Origin of the sequence: Pseudonocardia sp. DSM 110487 (genome assembly GCF_019468565.1) — a bacterium.
In the GTDB taxonomy this organism is placed as follows: Bacteria; Actinomycetota; Actinomycetes; order Mycobacteriales; family Pseudonocardiaceae; genus Pseudonocardia.
On record NZ_CP080521.1, the window covers coordinates 6,707,196 to 6,724,252 of the forward strand.

At 71.8% G+C, this 17,057-nt stretch carries 16 protein-coding genes; 9 read left to right on the forward strand and 7 right to left on the reverse strand.

Going from position 1 to position 17,057, the window contains the following annotated elements:
• Window positions 1-17: 17 nt before the first annotated feature.
• Entirely contained in the window at window positions 18-1,601 is a 1,584-nt protein-coding gene (locus tag K1T35_RS31285; protein ID WP_220255380.1) for a phospholipase D family protein, read from the forward strand.
• Window positions 1,602-1,671: 70 nt separating this feature from the next.
• Here the strand turns inward: K1T35_RS31285 and K1T35_RS31290 are convergent, their stop codons facing one another.
• Window positions 1,672-2,106, reverse strand: coding sequence for a DUF3052 domain-containing protein (locus K1T35_RS31290; RefSeq protein WP_220255381.1), 435 nt, complete (start codon window positions 2,104-2,106; stop codon window positions 1,672-1,674).
• Between the two features lie 193 nt (window positions 2,107-2,299).
• On the opposite strand from K1T35_RS31290, the gene aceE reads away from it, so the two are divergent.
• The 7 genes from aceE to K1T35_RS31325 all read left to right on the forward strand — a co-directional run bounded on the left by aceE (window position 2,300) and on the right by K1T35_RS31325 (window position 10,683).
• Window positions 2,300-5,065, forward strand: coding sequence for a pyruvate dehydrogenase (acetyl-transferring), homodimeric type (gene aceE / locus K1T35_RS31295; protein ID WP_220255382.1), 2,766 nt, complete (start codon window positions 2,300-2,302; stop codon window positions 5,063-5,065).
• Between the two features lie 252 nt (window positions 5,066-5,317).
• The gene (locus K1T35_RS31300; RefSeq protein WP_075941971.1) at window positions 5,318-5,524 is read left to right on the forward strand and encodes a cold-shock protein; all 207 of its coding nucleotides are present in this window, start codon (window positions 5,318-5,320) and stop codon (window positions 5,522-5,524) included.
• 249 nt (window positions 5,525-5,773) lie between these two features.
• Window positions 5,774-7,024 carry a CdaR family transcriptional regulator gene (locus tag K1T35_RS31305; RefSeq protein ID WP_220262967.1) on the forward strand — a complete coding sequence of 417 codons (1,251 nt, stop codon included), beginning with the start codon at window positions 5,774-5,776 and terminating at the stop codon, window positions 7,022-7,024.
• Between the two features lie 152 nt (window positions 7,025-7,176).
• Window positions 7,177-8,124 carry an ACP S-malonyltransferase gene (locus tag K1T35_RS31310; protein ID WP_220255383.1) on the forward strand — a complete coding sequence of 316 codons (948 nt, stop codon included), beginning with the start codon at window positions 7,177-7,179 and terminating at the stop codon, window positions 8,122-8,124.
• Window positions 8,121-9,131: a beta-ketoacyl-ACP synthase III gene (locus K1T35_RS31315; RefSeq protein WP_370645166.1), complete on the forward strand. Its 1,011-nt coding sequence runs from the start codon at window positions 8,121-8,123 to the stop codon at window positions 9,129-9,131. Before K1T35_RS31310 ends, K1T35_RS31315 begins: the two co-directional genes overlap by 4 nt.
• A 46-nt stretch (window positions 9,132-9,177) precedes the next feature.
• Window positions 9,178-9,420 (forward strand): acyl carrier protein, encoded by a 243-nt coding sequence (locus K1T35_RS31320; RefSeq protein ID WP_220255384.1) that lies wholly within the window; start codon window positions 9,178-9,180, stop codon window positions 9,418-9,420.
• 27 nt (window positions 9,421-9,447) lie between these two features.
• Window positions 9,448-10,683: a beta-ketoacyl synthase gene (locus tag K1T35_RS31325; RefSeq protein ID WP_220255385.1), complete on the forward strand. Its 1,236-nt coding sequence runs from the start codon at window positions 9,448-9,450 to the stop codon at window positions 10,681-10,683.
• A gap of 167 nt (window positions 10,684-10,850) precedes the next feature.
• Here the strand turns inward: K1T35_RS31325 and K1T35_RS31330 are convergent, their stop codons facing one another.
• The 5 genes from K1T35_RS31330 to K1T35_RS31350 form a co-directional block, all read right to left on the reverse strand.
• Window positions 10,851-11,372 (reverse strand): hypothetical protein, encoded by a 522-nt coding sequence (locus K1T35_RS31330; protein WP_220255386.1) that lies wholly within the window; start codon window positions 11,370-11,372, stop codon window positions 10,851-10,853.
• A gap of 187 nt (window positions 11,373-11,559) precedes the next feature.
• Complete coding sequence (locus tag K1T35_RS31335) at window positions 11,560-13,023, reverse strand: peptide MFS transporter (RefSeq protein WP_255620943.1); 1,464 nt, start codon at window positions 13,021-13,023, stop codon at window positions 11,560-11,562.
• A gap of 124 nt (window positions 13,024-13,147) precedes the next feature.
• Window positions 13,148-13,636: a DUF3145 domain-containing protein gene (locus K1T35_RS31340; RefSeq protein WP_220255387.1), complete on the reverse strand. Its 489-nt coding sequence runs from the start codon at window positions 13,634-13,636 to the stop codon at window positions 13,148-13,150.
• A 190-nt stretch (window positions 13,637-13,826) separates the two neighbouring features.
• A complete protein-coding gene (locus tag K1T35_RS31345) occupies window positions 13,827-14,732 on the reverse strand; it encodes a hypothetical protein (RefSeq protein WP_220255388.1) in 906 nt (301 codons plus the stop codon).
• Window positions 14,733-14,812: 80 nt separating this feature from the next.
• Window positions 14,813-15,850 carry an MBL fold metallo-hydrolase gene (locus K1T35_RS31350; protein ID WP_220255389.1) on the reverse strand — a complete coding sequence of 346 codons (1,038 nt, stop codon included), beginning with the start codon at window positions 15,848-15,850 and terminating at the stop codon, window positions 14,813-14,815.
• Between the two features lie 106 nt (window positions 15,851-15,956).
• On the opposite strand from K1T35_RS31350, the gene K1T35_RS31355 reads away from it, so the two are divergent.
• Window positions 15,957-16,346 carry a VOC family protein gene (locus K1T35_RS31355; RefSeq protein ID WP_255620944.1) on the forward strand — a complete coding sequence of 130 codons (390 nt, stop codon included), beginning with the start codon at window positions 15,957-15,959 and terminating at the stop codon, window positions 16,344-16,346.
• A gap of 239 nt (window positions 16,347-16,585) precedes the next feature.
• Here K1T35_RS31355 and K1T35_RS31360 read toward each other — a convergent pair whose 3' ends face one another.
• Window positions 16,586-17,026, reverse strand: a complete 441-nt coding sequence (locus tag K1T35_RS31360) for a hypothetical protein (protein WP_220255391.1) — start codon at window positions 17,024-17,026, stop codon at window positions 16,586-16,588.
• Window positions 17,027-17,057: the final 31 nt, after the last annotated feature.

Here is a 17,057-nt window from a genome sequence, read left to right on the forward strand (position 1 = left end):
GCGGATGGGAGGCACGGATGGGCACTGCGGACTGGTTCCTCACGCGGCCCGAACGCGGGAACCCGGCCTACCGGCAGCCGGACTGGCGCGAGGGCAACGACGTCCGCGCCCACGTGCACGGCACCGCCTACTTCGCCCGCCTGGTTGCGGAGGTGCGGGCGCTGCGCCCCGGCGACCACCTCCTCTTCACCGACTGGCGCGGCGATGCCGACGAGCTGCTCTGCCCGGAGGGGCCCACGGTCGGCGAGCTGTTCTGCGACGCCGCGCGCCGCGGGGTGGTCGTCAAGGGCCTGATGTGGCGCTCGCACGCCGATGAGCTGTCCTACAGCGGGCAGGAGAACCGCCAGCTCGGTGACGAAGTACACGCCGCGGGCGGCGAGGTCCTGCTCGACGAGCGGGTGCGCCGGGCGGGCTCCCACCACCAGAAGCTGGTGGTGCTGCGCCACCTGGACGACCCGGGCCGGGACGTGGCGTTCGCGGGCGGGATCGACCTGTGCCGCTCACGCCGCGACGACCACACCCACCGCGGCGACCCGCAGGCCGCGCCGATGGCCGCGGCCTACGGCGAGCACCCGCCGTGGCACGACGTGCAGCTCGAGGTCCGCGGCCCGGCCGTCGGCCTGCTCGACGCGCTGTTCCGGGAGCGCTGGGATGACCCGCACTCGGTCGACGTCCACAACCCGATCGCCTGGCTGCGCGACCGCCTCTCGAACACGGACATGCGGGCCGACCCGCTGCCCGAGCGGCCACCCGACCCGCCGCCGGCCGGGCACGCGACGGTGCAGGTGCTGCGCACCTACCCCGCCGTCCGGCCCGGCTACCCGTTCGCCCCGCACGGGGAACGATCGGTGGCACGGGGCTACGGGAAGGTCCTCCGCCGCGCCCGGCGGCTCGTCTACCTCGAGGACCAGTACATGTGGTCGCCGCACATCGCGCGGCTGCTCGCCGAGGCGCTACGGCGCAACCCCCGGCTGCACCTCATGGTGGTCGTCCCCCGCCACCCGGACGTGGACGGCCGGTTCGCGCTGCCACCCAATCAGGTGGGCCGGGTGCAGGCGATCGAGGTGTGCGAGCGGGCCGCCCCCGACCGGGTGCACGTCTACGACCTGGAGAACCGCGAGGGCACCCCGGTGTACGTGCACGCGAAGGTCGCTGTCGTCGACGACACGTGGGCGTGCGCGGGCAGCGCCAACCTCAACCGGCGTTCCTGGAGCCACGACAGCGAACTGTCCGTCGCAGTGCTCGACGACGAGCGCGACGACCGCGAGCCGGTCGACCCGGGCGGGCTGGGCGACGGAGCGCTGCGGTTCGCCCGTGACCTGCGGCTCACGCTGCTGCGCGAGCACCTCGACCGCAGGCACGGCGACGATGCCGACCTGCTCGACCCCGACGACGCCGTGCGCGCCGTTGACGCCGCCGCCGAGGCCCTCGACGCATGGCACGACGGCGGCCGGGGTGGACCCCGGCCGCCTGGGCGGTTGCGCCACCACCGGCCCGAACGGATGCGCAAGCGCACCCGGTTGTGGGCGGTGCCGGCATACCGGCTCGTCTACGACCCGGACGGGCGACCGTGGCGCGATCGGATGCGAGGACGCTGGTGAGTACTCAGCGCCCTCTGTTCACCCTCGAGCCGCTCCGCTCAGCGCCGTCTGTTCGCTGCGCAAGCTCCGCTCAGCGCCGGGACTTCGCCGCCTTCGGCGACACCAGCCGAGATCCCACCCAGCCCTCGCTGACCGTGATGTTGGAGGTCTGCGAGAGCCCGGCCGTGGGCGCGGCCTCCGCGATGTCGCTGGGCTCCACGTGCCCGGGGCGCCCCGTCTTCGGGGTGAGCACCCAGATCACGCCGTTCTCGGCGAGCGGACCGATCGCGTTGATCAACGCATCCACGAGGTCCCCGTCGCCGTCGCGCCACCACAGCAGGACGAGGTCGATGACATCGTCGGCTTCCTCGTCGAGCAGATCGTCGCCCGCTCTTTCCTCGACGGCGTCGCGCACCGCCTCATCGACGTCGCTGTCCCAGCCGAGTTCCTGGACAACCATGCCCGGCTCGACACCGAGCTTTCCCGCGATGTCGGACGTACGTCCGGCATCATCCGCGGCGACCACGCGTGTACCCCTTTGCCTCGTGCACTGCTCGCAGCCGGCGCCCTGCCCCCCGACTCCGGCTCGTCGGTTGCGGAATCCGAACACGACGACTGTCCGGCGCGCAACCACTCGTTACGAGATCGAGCGCCGAGGGGCACGATAGGGGACGACACCAACAGAGACCTACTCAGCTCTACCAAGGCAGGGAGATCCCTTGACCGGCCAGAACACCGACGGCACCGGGCCGCGGCGCGTGCACGTCATCCGCGACGGGCTTGCCGCCCACCTGCCGGACATCGATCCCGAGGAGACGGCCGAGTGGCTCGACTCCTTCGACGCGGTGCTGGATGCCGCGGGGCAGCAACGGGCCCGCTACCTGATGCTGCGGATGCTGCAGCGGGCGCGCGAGCGCCACGTCGGCGTCCCGTCGCTGACCAGCACCGACTACGTCAACACCATCCCCACCGACCGGGAGCCCTGGTTCCCAGGCGACGAGGAGACCGAGCGCGCCTACCGCCGCTGGATCCGCTGGAACGCCGCCATGACGGTGCACCGCGCGCAGCGCCCGGGCATCAGCGTCGGCGGGCACATCTCGTCCTACGCCTCGTCGGCCACGCTGTACGAGGTCGGGTTCAACCACTTCTTCCGGGGCAAGGATCACCCGGGTGGGGGTGACCAGGTCTACATCCAGGGCCACGCCTCCCCCGGCATCTACGCGCGCGCGTTCCTCGAGGGGCGCCTCACGGAGGACCGGCTCGACGGGTTCCGCCAGGAGCTCTCGCACGGCGGGCCGGGCCACGGGCTGCCGTCGTACCCGCACCCGCGGCTCATGCCGGACTTCTGGGAGTTCCCCACGGTGTCCATGGGCCTCGGCCCGATGAACTCGATCATGCAGGCGCGGTTCAACCGCTACCTGGAGAACCGCGGCATCAAGGACACCTCGCACCAGCACGTGTGGGCGTTCCTCGGCGACGGCGAGATGGACGAGCCGGAGTCGCGCGGTCTGATCCACATCGCCGCGACGGAGGGCCTGGACAACCTCACGTTCGTCGTCAACTGCAACCTGCAGCGCCTCGACGGACCGGTCCGCGGCAACGGAAAGATCATCCAGGAGCTGGAGTCGTTCTTCCGGGGTGCCGGCTGGAACGTCATCAAGGTGATCTGGGGCCGCGAGTGGGACGCCCTGCTGCACGCCGACCGCGACGGCGCGCTGATCAACCTGATGAACCAGACGCCGGACGGTGACTACCAGACCTACAAGGCCAACGACGGCGGCTACGTGCGCGACCACTTCTTCGGGCGCGACCCGCGCACGAAGGCGCTCGTCGAGCCGATGAGCGACGCCGAGATCTGGAACCTCAAGCGCGGCGGGCACGACTACCGCAAGGTCTACGCCGCGTACGCGGCGGCGCTGGAGCACCACGGCCAGCCCACGGTGATCCTGGCCAAGACCATCAAGGGCTACGGCGTGGGCCCGAGCTTCGCCGGGCGCAACGCCACCCACCAGATGAAGAAGCTGTCGCTCGCCGACCTCAAGCAGTTCCGCGACGAGCAGCGCATCCCGATCTCGGACTCGGCGCTCGAGGAGAACCCGTACCTGCCGCCCTACTACCACCCGGGCGAGGACGACTCGGCGATCCAGTACATGCAAGAGCGTCGGCGCACGCTCGGCGGGCCGCTGCCGTCGCGGCGGCGGACGGCGAAACCGCTGGTCCTGCCGGGCGACAAGGTCTACGACATCGTGCGCAAGGGCTCGGGCAAGCAGGAGGTCGCCACCACGATGGCGTTCGTCCGGCTGCTGCGCGAGCTCGTGAAGGACCCCGAGATCGGCGGCCGGTTCGTGCCGATCATCCCGGACGAGGCTCGCACGTTCGGGATGGACTCGATGTTCCCGACCCAGAAGATCTACAACCCGAACGGGCAGCAGTACACGTCCGTGGACGCCTCGCTCATGCTCGCCTACCGCGAGAGCGAGCAGGGCCAGCTGCTGCACGAGGGCATCAACGAGGCCGGCTCCGTCGGCTCGTTCACCGCGGCGGGCACGTCGTACGCCACGCACGGCGAGCCGATGATCCCGGTCTACGTCTTCTACTCGATGTTCGGGTTCCAGCGCACCGGCGACTCGATCTGGGCCGCCGCCGACCAGATGGCCCGTGGGTTCCTCGTCGGCGCCACCGCGGGCCGCACCACGCTCACAGGTGAGGGCCTGCAGCACAACGACGGGCACTCGTTGCTGCTCGCGGCCACCAACCCGGCCGTCGTCTCCTACGACCCGGCGTTCTCGTTCGAGGTGGCGCACATCGTCAAGGACGGGTTGCGGCGCATGGTCGGGGAGGACGCCGAGAACGTCATCTACTACCTGACCGTCTACAACGAGCCATACGTCCAGCCTGCCGAGCCCGAGGATCTCGACGTCGACGGGCTGCTGCGCGGCCTGTACCGCTACGCGGCCAGCCCGCGCGCGGAGGGGCCGCAGGTGCGCCTGCTCGCGTCCGGCGTCTCGATCCCGTGGGCCCTGCAGGCCCGCGACATGCTGGCCGAGCAGTGGGGGGTGGGCGCCGAGGTGTGGTCGGTGACGTCGTGGGGCGAGCTGCGCCGCGACGGCGTCGCGTGCGAGCAGCACAACCTGGTGCACCCGGACGCGGAGCCGCGCGTCCCGTACATCAGCCGCGCGCTCGCGGGCGACGCACCTGTGATCGCGACGTCGGACTGGATGCGCGCGCTGCCCGACCTGGTACGCCAGTGGGTACCCGCGCCGTTCACGAGCCTCGGCACCGACGGCTTCGGGCTGTCCGACACCCGGCCCGCCGTGCGACGGCACTTCAACGTCGACGCCGAGTCGATCACGGTGGCGGCGCTGGAGACGCTCGCCGCGCGCGGCGAGTTCGACCGTGGCGCGGTGGCCGAGGCCGCCGCGAAGTACCGGATCGACGACCCGCAGGCGGCCGGTCCGCAGACGAGCGACAGCGGCGTGGCCTGACTCGCACTCGACCCGCGCACGGAGAGCCGCGTTCCCGCCCTATCAAGGGTAGGAACGCGGCTCTCCTTTGTGAAAATGCCGGAAAATCACTGGTCATTGACTCTCGGCAGGGAGGCCCGAACACGATACGCTCCGGCGCGACGCCGCCAGCGAGTGATCGCGAAACGGCGTCCCGACCGGGGCGCGGAGCGTTCGCGCCAGGCGGCGCGAGGCCGGGGGCAGTGCCCCGGCACAGGTACGAGGAGAGCAGGAATGGCAGAGGGCACCGTCAAGTGGTTCAACAGCGAGAAGGGCTACGGCTTCCTCGCTCCTGACGGTGGTGGCGCGGACGTGTTCGTGCACTACTCGGCGATCCAGACCAACGGATACAAGAGCCTCGACGAGGGTCAGCGCGTGTCGTTCGACATCGAGCAGGGTCAGAAGGGTCCGCAGGCCACCAAGGTCACGCCGCTCGGCTGAGAGCCGATCTCCGCAGGTCCCGGCCAGGGCGCCGGTTCGCCTCTCCACCTCCGCAGCCGCATCGGCGCGGTAGGAGACGCGTTCAGGGCCGCCGTTCGAGCGGCCCGCTGATCAATCGCCACAGTACGGCCCCGGTGGTCGAGCATGACCGGCGCCCCAGCGTCGGCCGGTGTCGCTCGGGCCGAGCAAGGCGAGCGCCAGCGAGCCCGGGTCGAGACCGGACCACCACCGCCGACGTCGCGCCGTGCGATGCTGCCCAGCGTGACCGACGACGGTGCGCGGGGGTCCTCCGGGGTGTCCCCGGCCACCTTGCGCAAGCTCGAGCTGGCTGCGGGTGACCTGGCCGCCGCCTGTCTCGCGGCCATGGCACAGCGTCTGCCGTGGTTCGCACGCCTGTCGGCGGACCTGCGTGCGGGCGTCCGGCTCGTCACGCAGACCGGCGTGGCCAACTTCGTCGCGTGGATCGGCAAGCGCCAGGCCGAAGAGTCGGGCGGAGCGCTGCGGCTCACCGCCGAGGCGTTCCGGATCGCACCGCGCGATCTCGCGCGCCGGCTGACACTCTCGCAGACCGTCGACCTCGTCCGCATCGCGACCGAGGTCTTCGAGGAGCACCTGCCGCCGCTCGCGGCCGACGAGGCGGAGCGGCGCGCGCTCGTCGAGGGCGTGCTGCGCTTCGGCCGGGAGATCGCGTTCGCCGCCGCCACGGTATACGCCGGCGAGGCGGAGAGCCGCGGCGCCTGGGATGCGCGGGTCGAGGCACTCGTCGTCGACGCCGTGGTGCGCGGGCCGGGCGGGGAGTCCGCCAACACCGCGCGCAGCTGGGTCGACGGCCTGGTCTCGCGCGCGTCCGCGCTCGGCTGGGATCCGGCCGAACCGTTGCGCGTCGTCGTGGGCAGCCCGGCTCCGGAAGCCCACGAGGAGGTGCTCTCAGCGCTGCGCCGCGAGGCCGACCAGTCGGGCCAGTCGGTGCTGGTCGGCGTGCAGGGCAACCGGCTCGTCGTGCTGCTGTCCGAACCGCCCGGCCTCGACACCGGTGGGGACATCGGCACGGTCGTCGAGGCGTTCGGGCCGGGCCCGGTCGTCGTGGGACCGCGCGCCGCCGACCTCCCCGGCGCGCACGCCAGCGCCCGCGCCGCGATCGCCGGCCTGCGCGCGGCCCCCGCCCGCCCGGATGCGCCCCGTCCGGTGGCCGCCGACGACCTACTGCCCGAGCGTGCGCTCGCGGGCGACGTGGTCGCGCACCGCAAACTCGTGACCACCGTCGTCGATCCGCTGGCCGCGGCAGGCGGCGAGCTGCTGACCACCCTCGAGGCCTTCCTGGAGAGCGGGAGCGCCCTGGAGGCATGCGCCCGCGCGCTCTTCGTCCATGCCAACACCGTGAGGTACCGGCTACGGCGCGTGACCGAACTCACCGGCCTCCGGCCCACCGACTCCCGCGACGCGCTCGTGCTGCGCATCGCTGTCCTCGCGGCGAGGCTCCACCCGCTGGACGGCACCTGAGCTGCACAGATCCCACAACCGGGTGAACGAAACGAGCCCGTATACCCGGATGCTCAGGGGGAGTCGTTGGAGGAAACCTCCAAACTACGTGCGTCGAGTTCGTCGGCCAGACGCATTCCCGCACCCACCCCGGTCCGGGTTTCCTACGTGACGTGATTGCCCTGCTCGCACCCGGCCAGGGATCTCAGACCCCGGGCATGCTCGCCCCGTGGCTCGACGACCCCTCGGCCGAAGAGACCCTTGCCCGATGGTCCGATGCCACCGGTCTCGACCTGCGCCGGCTCGGCACCACCGCGGGCGCCGACGAGATCAAGGACACCGCCGTCACGCAGCCGCTGGTCGTGGCGACCGCGCTGCTGGCGGCGGCCCGCCTCACCGCGCGCGCCGCGAACGGCGGCGCCGCGCTGCCGGCCGCCGCGCCCGCTGCCGGCCACTCCGTCGGGGAACTGGCCGCCGCCGCGGTGGCCGAGATCCTCACCGCCGACGCGGCCGTGTCGCTCGCCGCCGTACGCGGACGCGAGATGGCCGCCGCATGCGCGCTCGCCCCCACCGGCATGAGCGCCGTGCTCGGTGGGAAACCCGACGAGGTGCTGGCGAAGCTCGCCGAGCTGGGTCTTGACCCGGCCAACCGCAATGGGGCAGGTCAGGTCGTCGCTGCCGGGCCGCAGGACGCGCTGGCCCAGCTCGCGGCCGCACCGCCCGAGCGCGCCCGGGTGATCCCACTGCCCGTTGCCGGTGCGTTCCACACCCGGTTCATGGAGCCCGCCGAGGACGCGATGCGCGCCCACGCGGAGAAGGTCACCCCCGCCGACCCCGTGCGCCCATTCCTGTCGAACGCCGACGGCGAGGTCGTCACCGATGGCGCCGAAGCGCTGCGCCGGCTCGTCGCGCAGGTCACCCTGCCGGTCCGCTGGGACGCCTGCATGGCACGCCTGCGCGAGCTGGGGGTCACCGCGGTGATCGAGCTGCCGCCCGCCGGAACGCTGGTGGGTCTCGTCAAGCGCGATCTCAAGGGCACGGCGACGCTGGCCCTCAAGACACCTGACGACCTCGACAAGGCCGTCGACCTCATCACCGAGCACGCGGGAGCCGACACGTGACGGACAGGATCCAGACCAGGAACATCAGGCTCCGCACCGCGCCACTCGTTGCGGGCGCCCGGATCCTCGGTCTGGGCAGCACGCAGCCCGAGAACGTCGTCACGAACGACGACCTCGCGCAGCGGATGGAGACCAACGACCAGTGGATCCGCGAGCGGGTCGGCATCCAGAGCCGCCGCATCGCGGAGAAGGGCACGCTGCTCGTCGACATGGCAGCCGAGGCCGGGTCAAGGGCGGTGAAGGACGCGGGCATCACGCCCACCGAGATCGACACGGTGATCGTGGCGACCTGCACGATGCCGAACGGCATCCCGAACGCCGCCGCGCAGACCGCGGAGCGGATCGGCATCCCGGCACCCGGCGCGTTCGACCTCAACGCCGCGTGCGCCGGCTTCTCCTACGGCATCGGCACGGCTGCCGACCTGGTGCGCAGCGGCTCCTCCCGGCACGTGCTGGTGATCGGCGCCGAGAAGCTGTCGGACTGGATGGACTGGACCGACCGCTCCACTGCGATCATCTTCGCCGACGGAGCAGGCGCCGCCGTCGTGGGTCCGGCCACGGACGAGGCGTCGGTCGGCATCGGCCCGCTGACCTGGGGCAGCGCCGGCGACATGGCGCAGACGATCCGCATCAACGCCGACACCAACGCACTCTTCCAAGAAGGCCAGGCCGTCTTCCGCTGGGCCACCACGAAGATCGCGCCGGTGGCGTTGAAGGCGATCGAGCTGGCCGGCCTCACTCCCGCCGACATCGACGTCCTCGTGCCGCACCAGGCCAACCTGCGCATCGTCGAGGCCGTGGCCAAGCGGCTGCGCAAGGACGGCGCCCGCGACGACATGGTCGTCGCCGACGACATCATCCACTCCGGCAACACCTCGTCCGCCTCGATCCCGCTCGCGTTGGACCACATGCGGGCCGACGGGCGCGTGCGCTCGGGCGACATCGCCCTGCTCGTCGGGTTCGGCGCCGGCCTGTCCTTCGCAGGCCAGGTCGTCGTCCTTCCCTAGGATCCCACTGATCAGCTCCAGTCCCCCACCAGAAGGAGAACCCACCGTGGCCGACAACACCGAGATCCTCAGCGGGCTCGCGGAGATCGTCGAAGAGGTCGCCGGCATCGACACCGCCGAGGTGGCGGCCGACAAGTCCTTCGTCGACGACCTGGACATCGACTCGCTGTCGATGGTCGAGATCGCCGTGCAGGCCGAGGACAAGTTCGGCGTGAAGATCCCCGACGACCAGCTCGCCGAGCTGAAGACCGTCGGCGACGCGGTCGACTACATCGCGAAGAACCAGTGACCCGCCGCGGCGGGACCGGGAGGCGACATGAGTCCTGAGGTCGACGTAGTCATCACCGGGCTCGGCGCGACGACCCCGCTCGGTGGGGACGTCGCATCGACCTGGGAGGGCATGCTCAGTGGGCGCTCCGGCGTCCGGCGGATCAACGACCGGTTCGACTGGATCGATCGCTACGAACTGCCGGTGAAGATCGGCGCGCCGATCGCCACCGAGCCCACCGATGTCCTCCCCCGGGTCAAGTCCCGGCGGCTGGACCGGGTCGAGCAGCTCGCTCTCGTGGCCGCGCAGGAGGCCTGGGCGGACGCCGGGGCACCCGAGGTCGAACCGGAGCGGCTCGGTGTGGTGGTCGGCACCGGCATCGGTGGCGTCACCACCCTGCTCGCGCAGGACGACCTGCTCGAGACCGAGGGGCTGCGCAAGATCTCCCCGCTGACCGTGCCGATGCTTATGCCCAACGGACCCGCCGCGTGGGTGAGCCTCGAGTTCGGCGCGCGTGGCGGTGTGCACGCGCCGGTTTCCGCGTGTGCCACCGGCGCGGAAGCCCTGGCCTGGGCGCTCATGCTGATGCGCAACGGCGAGCTGGACGTCGTCATCGCGGGCGGCGCGGAGGCCTGCATCACCCAGCTCACCGTCGCGGGCTTCGTGCAGTCGCGCACGCTCTCGCAGCGCAACGACGACCCGGAGCGCGCGTCCCGTCCGTTCGACACCGGGCGCGACGGGTTCGTGCTCGGCGAGGGCGCCGGGATCATGGTGCTGGAACGGGCCGAGTTCGCGGCCGCGCGCGGCGCCGCCGTGCACGGCAGGCTCGCGGGCGCCGGCCTCACCGCCGACTCGTACCACATCACGGGCCCGGAGCCGGAGGGCATCGGGCAGTCGCGGGCGATCGCCAAGTCCGTGCGCGACGCGGGGCTCGAGCCCACCGACATCGGCCACGTGAACTGCCACGCCACCTCCACGGTGGCCGGCGACGTGGGCGAGACCCGCGCGGTGCGCAAGGCCCTCGGTGACCACCCCGTCCTCACCGCGCCGAAGGGAGCCTTCGGGCACCTGGTCGGAGCGGCGGGTGCGGTCGAGAGCATCATCACCGTCCTCTCGATCAAGGAGGGGATCATTCCGGCCACGCTCAACCTCGAGCAGCTCGACCCCGGCGTCGAGCTCGACGTGGTGGCAGGCGAGCCGCGCAAGGTCGACCTGCAGGCAGCGGTGTGCGACTCGTTCGGCTTCGGCGGCCACAACGCCGCGGTCACTTTCACGAAGGTCTGAAACCCGCCGGTCGAGTAGCGCCGGCCCCCTCTTCCGGTGGTCGAGTAGCGCCGGCCCGCCAGGGCCGGCGCGTATCGAGACCACATACCGGTCTCGAGGGTGGTGGTCTCGATACGGGCCGGCGCTGGGGCGCCGTCCCTACTCGACCACCGGGCTGGTGCCCCTCACTAGCAGGCTTCTCTCGCGGAACTGCCGCCCCCGGTCACGTCGATCAGGGGCGGCGTTCCGCGCATCGGCAACGTCGAACGCCAGCAGATGCGCCCGACCGGCAGGTCCGACGGCGCGTTCTCCACCGCCTGGGTGCTGATGAACCGCACCCGCACGAGCCACCCGTCCTCGGGATCCGGGTCGATGCGGTCCACCCGGATCGAGCCGTCCTCCGTGGTGGCGTACGCCTTCTGCCACTCGGCCTCGACCAGCGCAGCCGCCCGCGCCGGCACCACCGTCGCGCGCCACCGCTCGTAGTCGCGCCCGTTGATCGCGTCGTAGTGGCGCTGCAGCTGCGCGCGCACCGCTTCGGCCGCCGGATGATCCGCGGCGTCCGGGGAGAGCTCCACGTCGCTCGATCCCACACCCTCTGCCGGTATCTCGGGCGGCCCAGAGCCGCCCCGCGACGCGAGCGCCGCGGCGCCGCCGACCACCACCAGCGCCGCGAGGACGATCGCGACCACCGCCGTCGTGCGCGTCACCGGCCCACGCCGTGTGCATCCACCGCAGACCCCCTCCTGGCTGATCGGTGATCAGTGTGCCTGGCCGATCCTCGGCGTGCCGGTCGGCCCCGCTGGTCGATACGCGCCGGCCTCCATGGCAGGCGCGTATCGAGGCCGGAGCCACCATTTGCCTCGATGACGGGGTCTGGATTGGGGCACAGACGGTCTAGTGCACGCCCTCCATGTGCCGCGAGATCCACGGGGTGAGCGCGAGCAGGAGCAGCCCCACCACGATCACGACCAACCCGTTGACGCCGAAGTAGGCGAACTCGGAGTCGACCGAGTAGAACTGCGCGAGCACCCCGGACAGCGACGTCCCCAGGCCCACCGAGAAGAAGTACAGCGCCATCATCTGGGCCCGGAACGACTCCGGCGCGAGCTTCGTGGTGACCGAGAGCCCGATCGGCGACAGCATCAGCTCGGACACCGCGAACAGCCCGAGGATCACCAGCACGGCGATCGCGGGCGTGCTGCGGCCCGTGCCGCCCGCGAAGATCAGGAAGGCGAGGAACGCCACACCCATCCCGATCACGCCGTAGGCGAACTTGCGCGGCGTCGACGGCGCCCGCCGGTCGAGGCGCGTCCACATCGCCGCGAACACCGGGGACAGGATGATGATCCAGATCGGCTCCAACGACCCGATCCACGACGACGGCGCGGTCCAGCCGAAGATGTTCCAGTTCATCCGCTCGTCCGAGTACACGGCGAGCACCGTGAAGATCTGCTGGAACAGCGACCAGAACGCGGCGTTCGCGATGAAGAGCGGGATGTAGGCGCGCACCTTGGTGCGCTCGCTGTCGGTCACCTTCGGGCTCGCGAGCATCGTGGCGAAGTACGCGATCGACGCGAGGACCAGCACCACGCTGATCACGCGCGGCAAAGCGGCCAGCGTCACCACCTCGGTGAACACCACAACGGCGAGCACCACCACGATCGCGATGCCGATCCCGATCGCCTTCGGCCGCGCCGAGGCGGGCAGCGGGTTGGGGGCGTGCTTGCCCGCCGTGCCGAGGTTGCGGCGGAACGCCGCGTACTGGGCGAGGCCGAGCGCCATGCCGACCGCCGCGGCGCCGAAACCGACGTGGAAGCCGATGTTGTCCTGCAGCAGGCCGGTGACGAGCGGCCCGACGAACGCCCCGAGGTTGATGCCCAGGTAGAACAGCGTGAAGCCGCCGTCGGCGCGCGGGTCGCCCTTCGCGTAGAGAGTGCCGAGCAGCGACGACGCGTTGGCCTTCAGCGCCCCGCTCCCCAGCGCGACGAGCACGAGCCCCACCGCGACGCCGGAGAGCCCTGGCAGCACGGCGAGCGCGAGGTGGCCCAGCATCACGACGACGCCGCCGTAGAAGACCATGCGCTCCATGCCGAGCACGCGGTCGGCGAGCCACCCGCCGAGCACGGTGCTGAGGTACACCGTGCCGCCGTAGGCGCCGACGATGCCGGTCGCGGTGGCCTGCGGCAGGCCGAGCCCTCCCTGATCCAGGCTGTAGTACAGGTAGTAGCCCAGGATGAGGAGCATCCCGTAGAACGAGAAGCGCTCCCACAGCTCCACGCCGAACAGGTTGGTGAGCCCGATCGGGTGGCCGAAGACGGTCCGGCTCGGCACGCCGGACGGCTGGACGGTTTCCGTCACCGCTGCCCTCTTTCCCTCGAGGAACGGCGGAGGATCGCCCCGCCGCGATCAAGGGCGATATTAGTGCGAACAGACCGTCAACGGGTGGCCACGGGCGGTACGCGCGATATGTCCGCCGATGGCGTCAGCCCACCTGGTGCAGGAGCGTGCCCGCGGCCCCGTCGCCGGCCAGCCGGAACGGTTCGAGCGCGTCGTCCCACGCCGAGCCGAGCAGCTCGTGCACCCGCCCGGCGAGACGGCTCGCAGGCACCTCGGCCAGCAGGCTGCGCAGCCGGTCCTCCCCCACCACGATGTCACCGTTGGCGCTGGTGCGCCCGTTCCACAAGCCGAGCGTGGGCACGTGGCAGAACCGCTCGCCGTCGACCCCGTGGCTCGGCTCCTCTGTCACCTCGAACCGCAGCATCGGCCATGCCCGCAGCGCGCCCGCGAGCGCACCACCACTGCCCGCCGGCCCGGTCCAGGTGCACTCGGCACGCAGCTGCCCGGGAGCAGCGGGCTGCGGAGACCAGTGCAGCGAGACCTTGGTGCCGAGCACGCCGGAGATCGCCCACTCGACATGCGGGCAGACCGCAGTTGGCGACGAGTGGACGAAGACCACGCCGCGTGCGTTCACTGCAGACCTCCAACGTCGACGAGGAACGTCTTCCCCTACGTCCTCGCGTGCGTTCGGTCCGCCGATCTCAGTTGTGGTGATCAGTCTGCCGGGTCGCCCACGACACGTCCAAACACGTCCGCCAACCCGGGCGTGTCGCAGCGCTGATTTGTCGCAGTGCTGATCGCCCACGCTCGACTCCGCCGAGCGGTCACCAGTCGGGCAGGCCCGCGCCGTCGAGGTAGCTGTTGTCCTCGAGCACGGCGCGCCGCGACACGCGCACGGGCGCCTCCTCGGCGTCGCGGCGGAAGCGGTTGCCGCTGATCCGCACGTCGGACGGGCTGCCCGGCTCGTCCTCGCGGACCGTGTAGCGCCCGCCGCCGAGCACGTTGCCGCGGATCACGATCGGCCCGTCGTCCCGCCCCGCCGTCCGTTCGGGGTCGAGCAGCACGGCACTGCCGCGTCCCGGCCCACTCCCCACGTCGACCTCGTTGTCCTCGACGAGCACGTCCCGGCCGTTGCCGCGCACCACGAGGGCCGACGCCTCCCGGCCGGGCGACGTGACGAAGTCGTGCACGGTGCTGTTGCGCAGCCGCGAGGACTCGCCGAGCCGCGCACCGTCGCCGGTCACGCCGGTGATCTCCAGCCGCTCCCCGCTCCACCGATCGCCGCCGATGGCCGCTTCCGGGAAGTCTCCGGTCAGTGTGACGTCCTCGATCCGGACCGAGCCCCGTGCGGTCGTGACGATGCCGAAGGGCTGCGTACCGTCGCCGACGATCCTGCTGCGGCGCACCACGACCTCGGGCGCGTCCACGACGACGCCGCCACGGATCTCCCACCCGTCGAGCACAACGCCGGAGGAGGTGATCGTGCGGGCCGCGGTCGGGCACAGGCGCAGGCCGGCCGGCACGCCGACACTGCCCCGCTCGGGCGCCTCGTACGGGCCGGCCGCCGCGCATTCGAGCGCGGCCGCGGCCGGCGCGAGGGCCACCGTGGGTGGGTCGAGCGCGGGGAACGTCGTGCCGTCGGTGGCGATCACGACGCCCGCGACGGCCACGACGCAGGTGGCGAACCCGAGCCAGGCACGGGCGTTCGCGCGCCCGGTCGCCGTGCTCATGGCCGCCTCTTCATGGCGGAAAGGGTACGACCGGATGGTCGCAAAGTCGCCGTTAGGTCTCTACGAAGAGTGAATCGTTATCACGATGTGTAGTGACGGATGCCGTCCCGATCCTCGACCGTGACCAGCTCCCGTTCTGCCAGCACCTCCAGGTGCGCGCTGGTCTCGATGGTGGCGAGCATCCGGTTGAACAGGTCGAGATCGGCGAAGGGCGTGTCGCGCCGGGTCCACAGCAGAACGCCGGCCACCTCGTAGCCCGTCGAGTGACCGTCCTGCACGGCGGCGAGGGTGGTGTCGAGTCGCTTCGCGTGATGGGCGATCAGCTCGTCCACGCGCTGGTGCACCCGCATCCCGGTCGGACCGTGTGCGGGCAGCAGCACCGCGTCCGGCCGCGACCGGACGAGCTCGAGCGACGTGAGGAAGTCCGCCAGTGGGCTCCTCCCGGGTGCCGGCTCCAGCCCGAGCGACGGCGTGATCCGCGGCAGCACGTGGTCGCCGGAGAACAACAGCTCCCCCACCGGGTCGGCGAACACGACGTGGCCCTGGGTGTGCCCCGGCGTGGCGACCGCCTCCAGCACCCGCTGGTCCGGGGAACCCTCACCCAGCAGGATCCGCGCACCGTCGTCGATCCACTCATCGGGGAACTCGTACTCGGCCGGGTTGTCCGGCGGGGCGAACCGCTCCAGCTGACGGACGATCTCGTGCGCACCCGCCCGCAGCAGCTGCTCCAGCTGACCACGTCGCTCACGACGCGGCTTGGAGAGCTCCTCGAGCCCGGGCTGCTCGCCGCGCCCCAACGCCACGCGCATGCCGAACTCGCGGCGCAGCACCACCGCCTGCGTGTAGTGGTCGCGGTGAATGTGCGTGACGAGGAAGCGGCGCACGTCCGGAAGCCCCGCGCCGATTCCGCCGAGCGCCGAGGCCAGTGCCTCCCTCGCCTGGTCCAGCGCCCACCCGGCGTCCACCAGGGTCAGGCCGCCGCCGTCGGCCAGCGCGTAGACGTTGACCGCCCGCAAGCCGTCGTTCGGCAGCGGAAGCGGGATGCGGTACACGCCCGGCGCGCACCGGTAGATCCCCGCAGCCGTCCAGTCACCAGCCGGGTCATCCTCGACGATCACGCGGCCCTCCTCCCGATACGCCTCGACACGCTACGTCCCGCCACCGCGGACGCACGCGGGTGTGGTGAGCTGCACAGCGCGATCCCCCATGCCCCGGAGGTGCACCGTGCTCGACCACATCGCCGTCCAGGTCTCCGACGTCGCCGCGGCCGCCGCCTTCTACCAGCGGGTGTTCGGCCCGCTCGGCGTCCGCGAGGCGATGCGCTTCCCCCGCGACGGGAACCTCGTCGTGGGCTTCTGCGGCCCGGACGGCGCCCCGCGCTTCTGGCTGGGTCCCGCCGCCCCCGGCCCCGAGCGTGAACTGCACGTCGCATTCGCGGCCCCCACCCGCGAGGCCGTCGATGAGGTCCACCGAGCTGCCCTCGATGCCGGCGCCGAGGTACTGCACGCCCCGCGGGTCTGGCCGGAGTACCACCCCGGCTACTACGCCGTGTTCGTGCGCGACCCGGACGGCAACAACGTCGAGGCCGTGCACCACGGAGGTCCGGCGACCTAGTGTCCCGAACCGATGCCGCCGGCTCCGCTGGCTCGCCCCGGCATGATCACCGGATGGGCACAGGGTGCCGGCCGTGCGCGGCCGTCGGCGCACCAGGCCGTCGAATCATGCCCGTCGTGGTGCGGGCCCTACACCGGTCTGATCATCAGCTGGGCGCGGAGCCGGCCGCATACGGCCGCCAACGCGCCGGGCAGGCGATCAGCCTGCCTGGTGCCCACTGGCCTCCCCGGAGTCAGTCCTCAGGAGCGCTCCAGCCGAGCGCCGAGCCGAAGCACGACCACAAGCAAAGCAAGGTGCAGCACCGTCGCGACCGTCTGCGCGACCGCATCGGCCGGCGGGAAGTGCGACAGGTGCAGCGCGTGATACGCGGCGTGCGGCACCGCGGCCACCAGGCTCGCGATCGCGGCGAGGCGCACCGTGGCCCGATCGGCTCGCAGCGCGGCCCCGGCCAGCACCGCAGCCAGCGCGAGGTTCAGCGCGCCGACGTCGCGGACGAGATGCTCGTTGAAGGGCGGCAGCAGCGCCACCCAGGCATGCCCGGGCAGCGGGAAGCCCTCGTAGAACACCAGTGGCGCCACCAGCGCCCACGTGCCGACCATCCCTTGCGCGGCGGCGAGCACCCAGAGGATTGCCACCACGCTGCCCCGCACGTCCCGCTCCACACGCTCGATCACAGTCATGCCGCGCTCCCGCACCGACGAACCTGTCAGC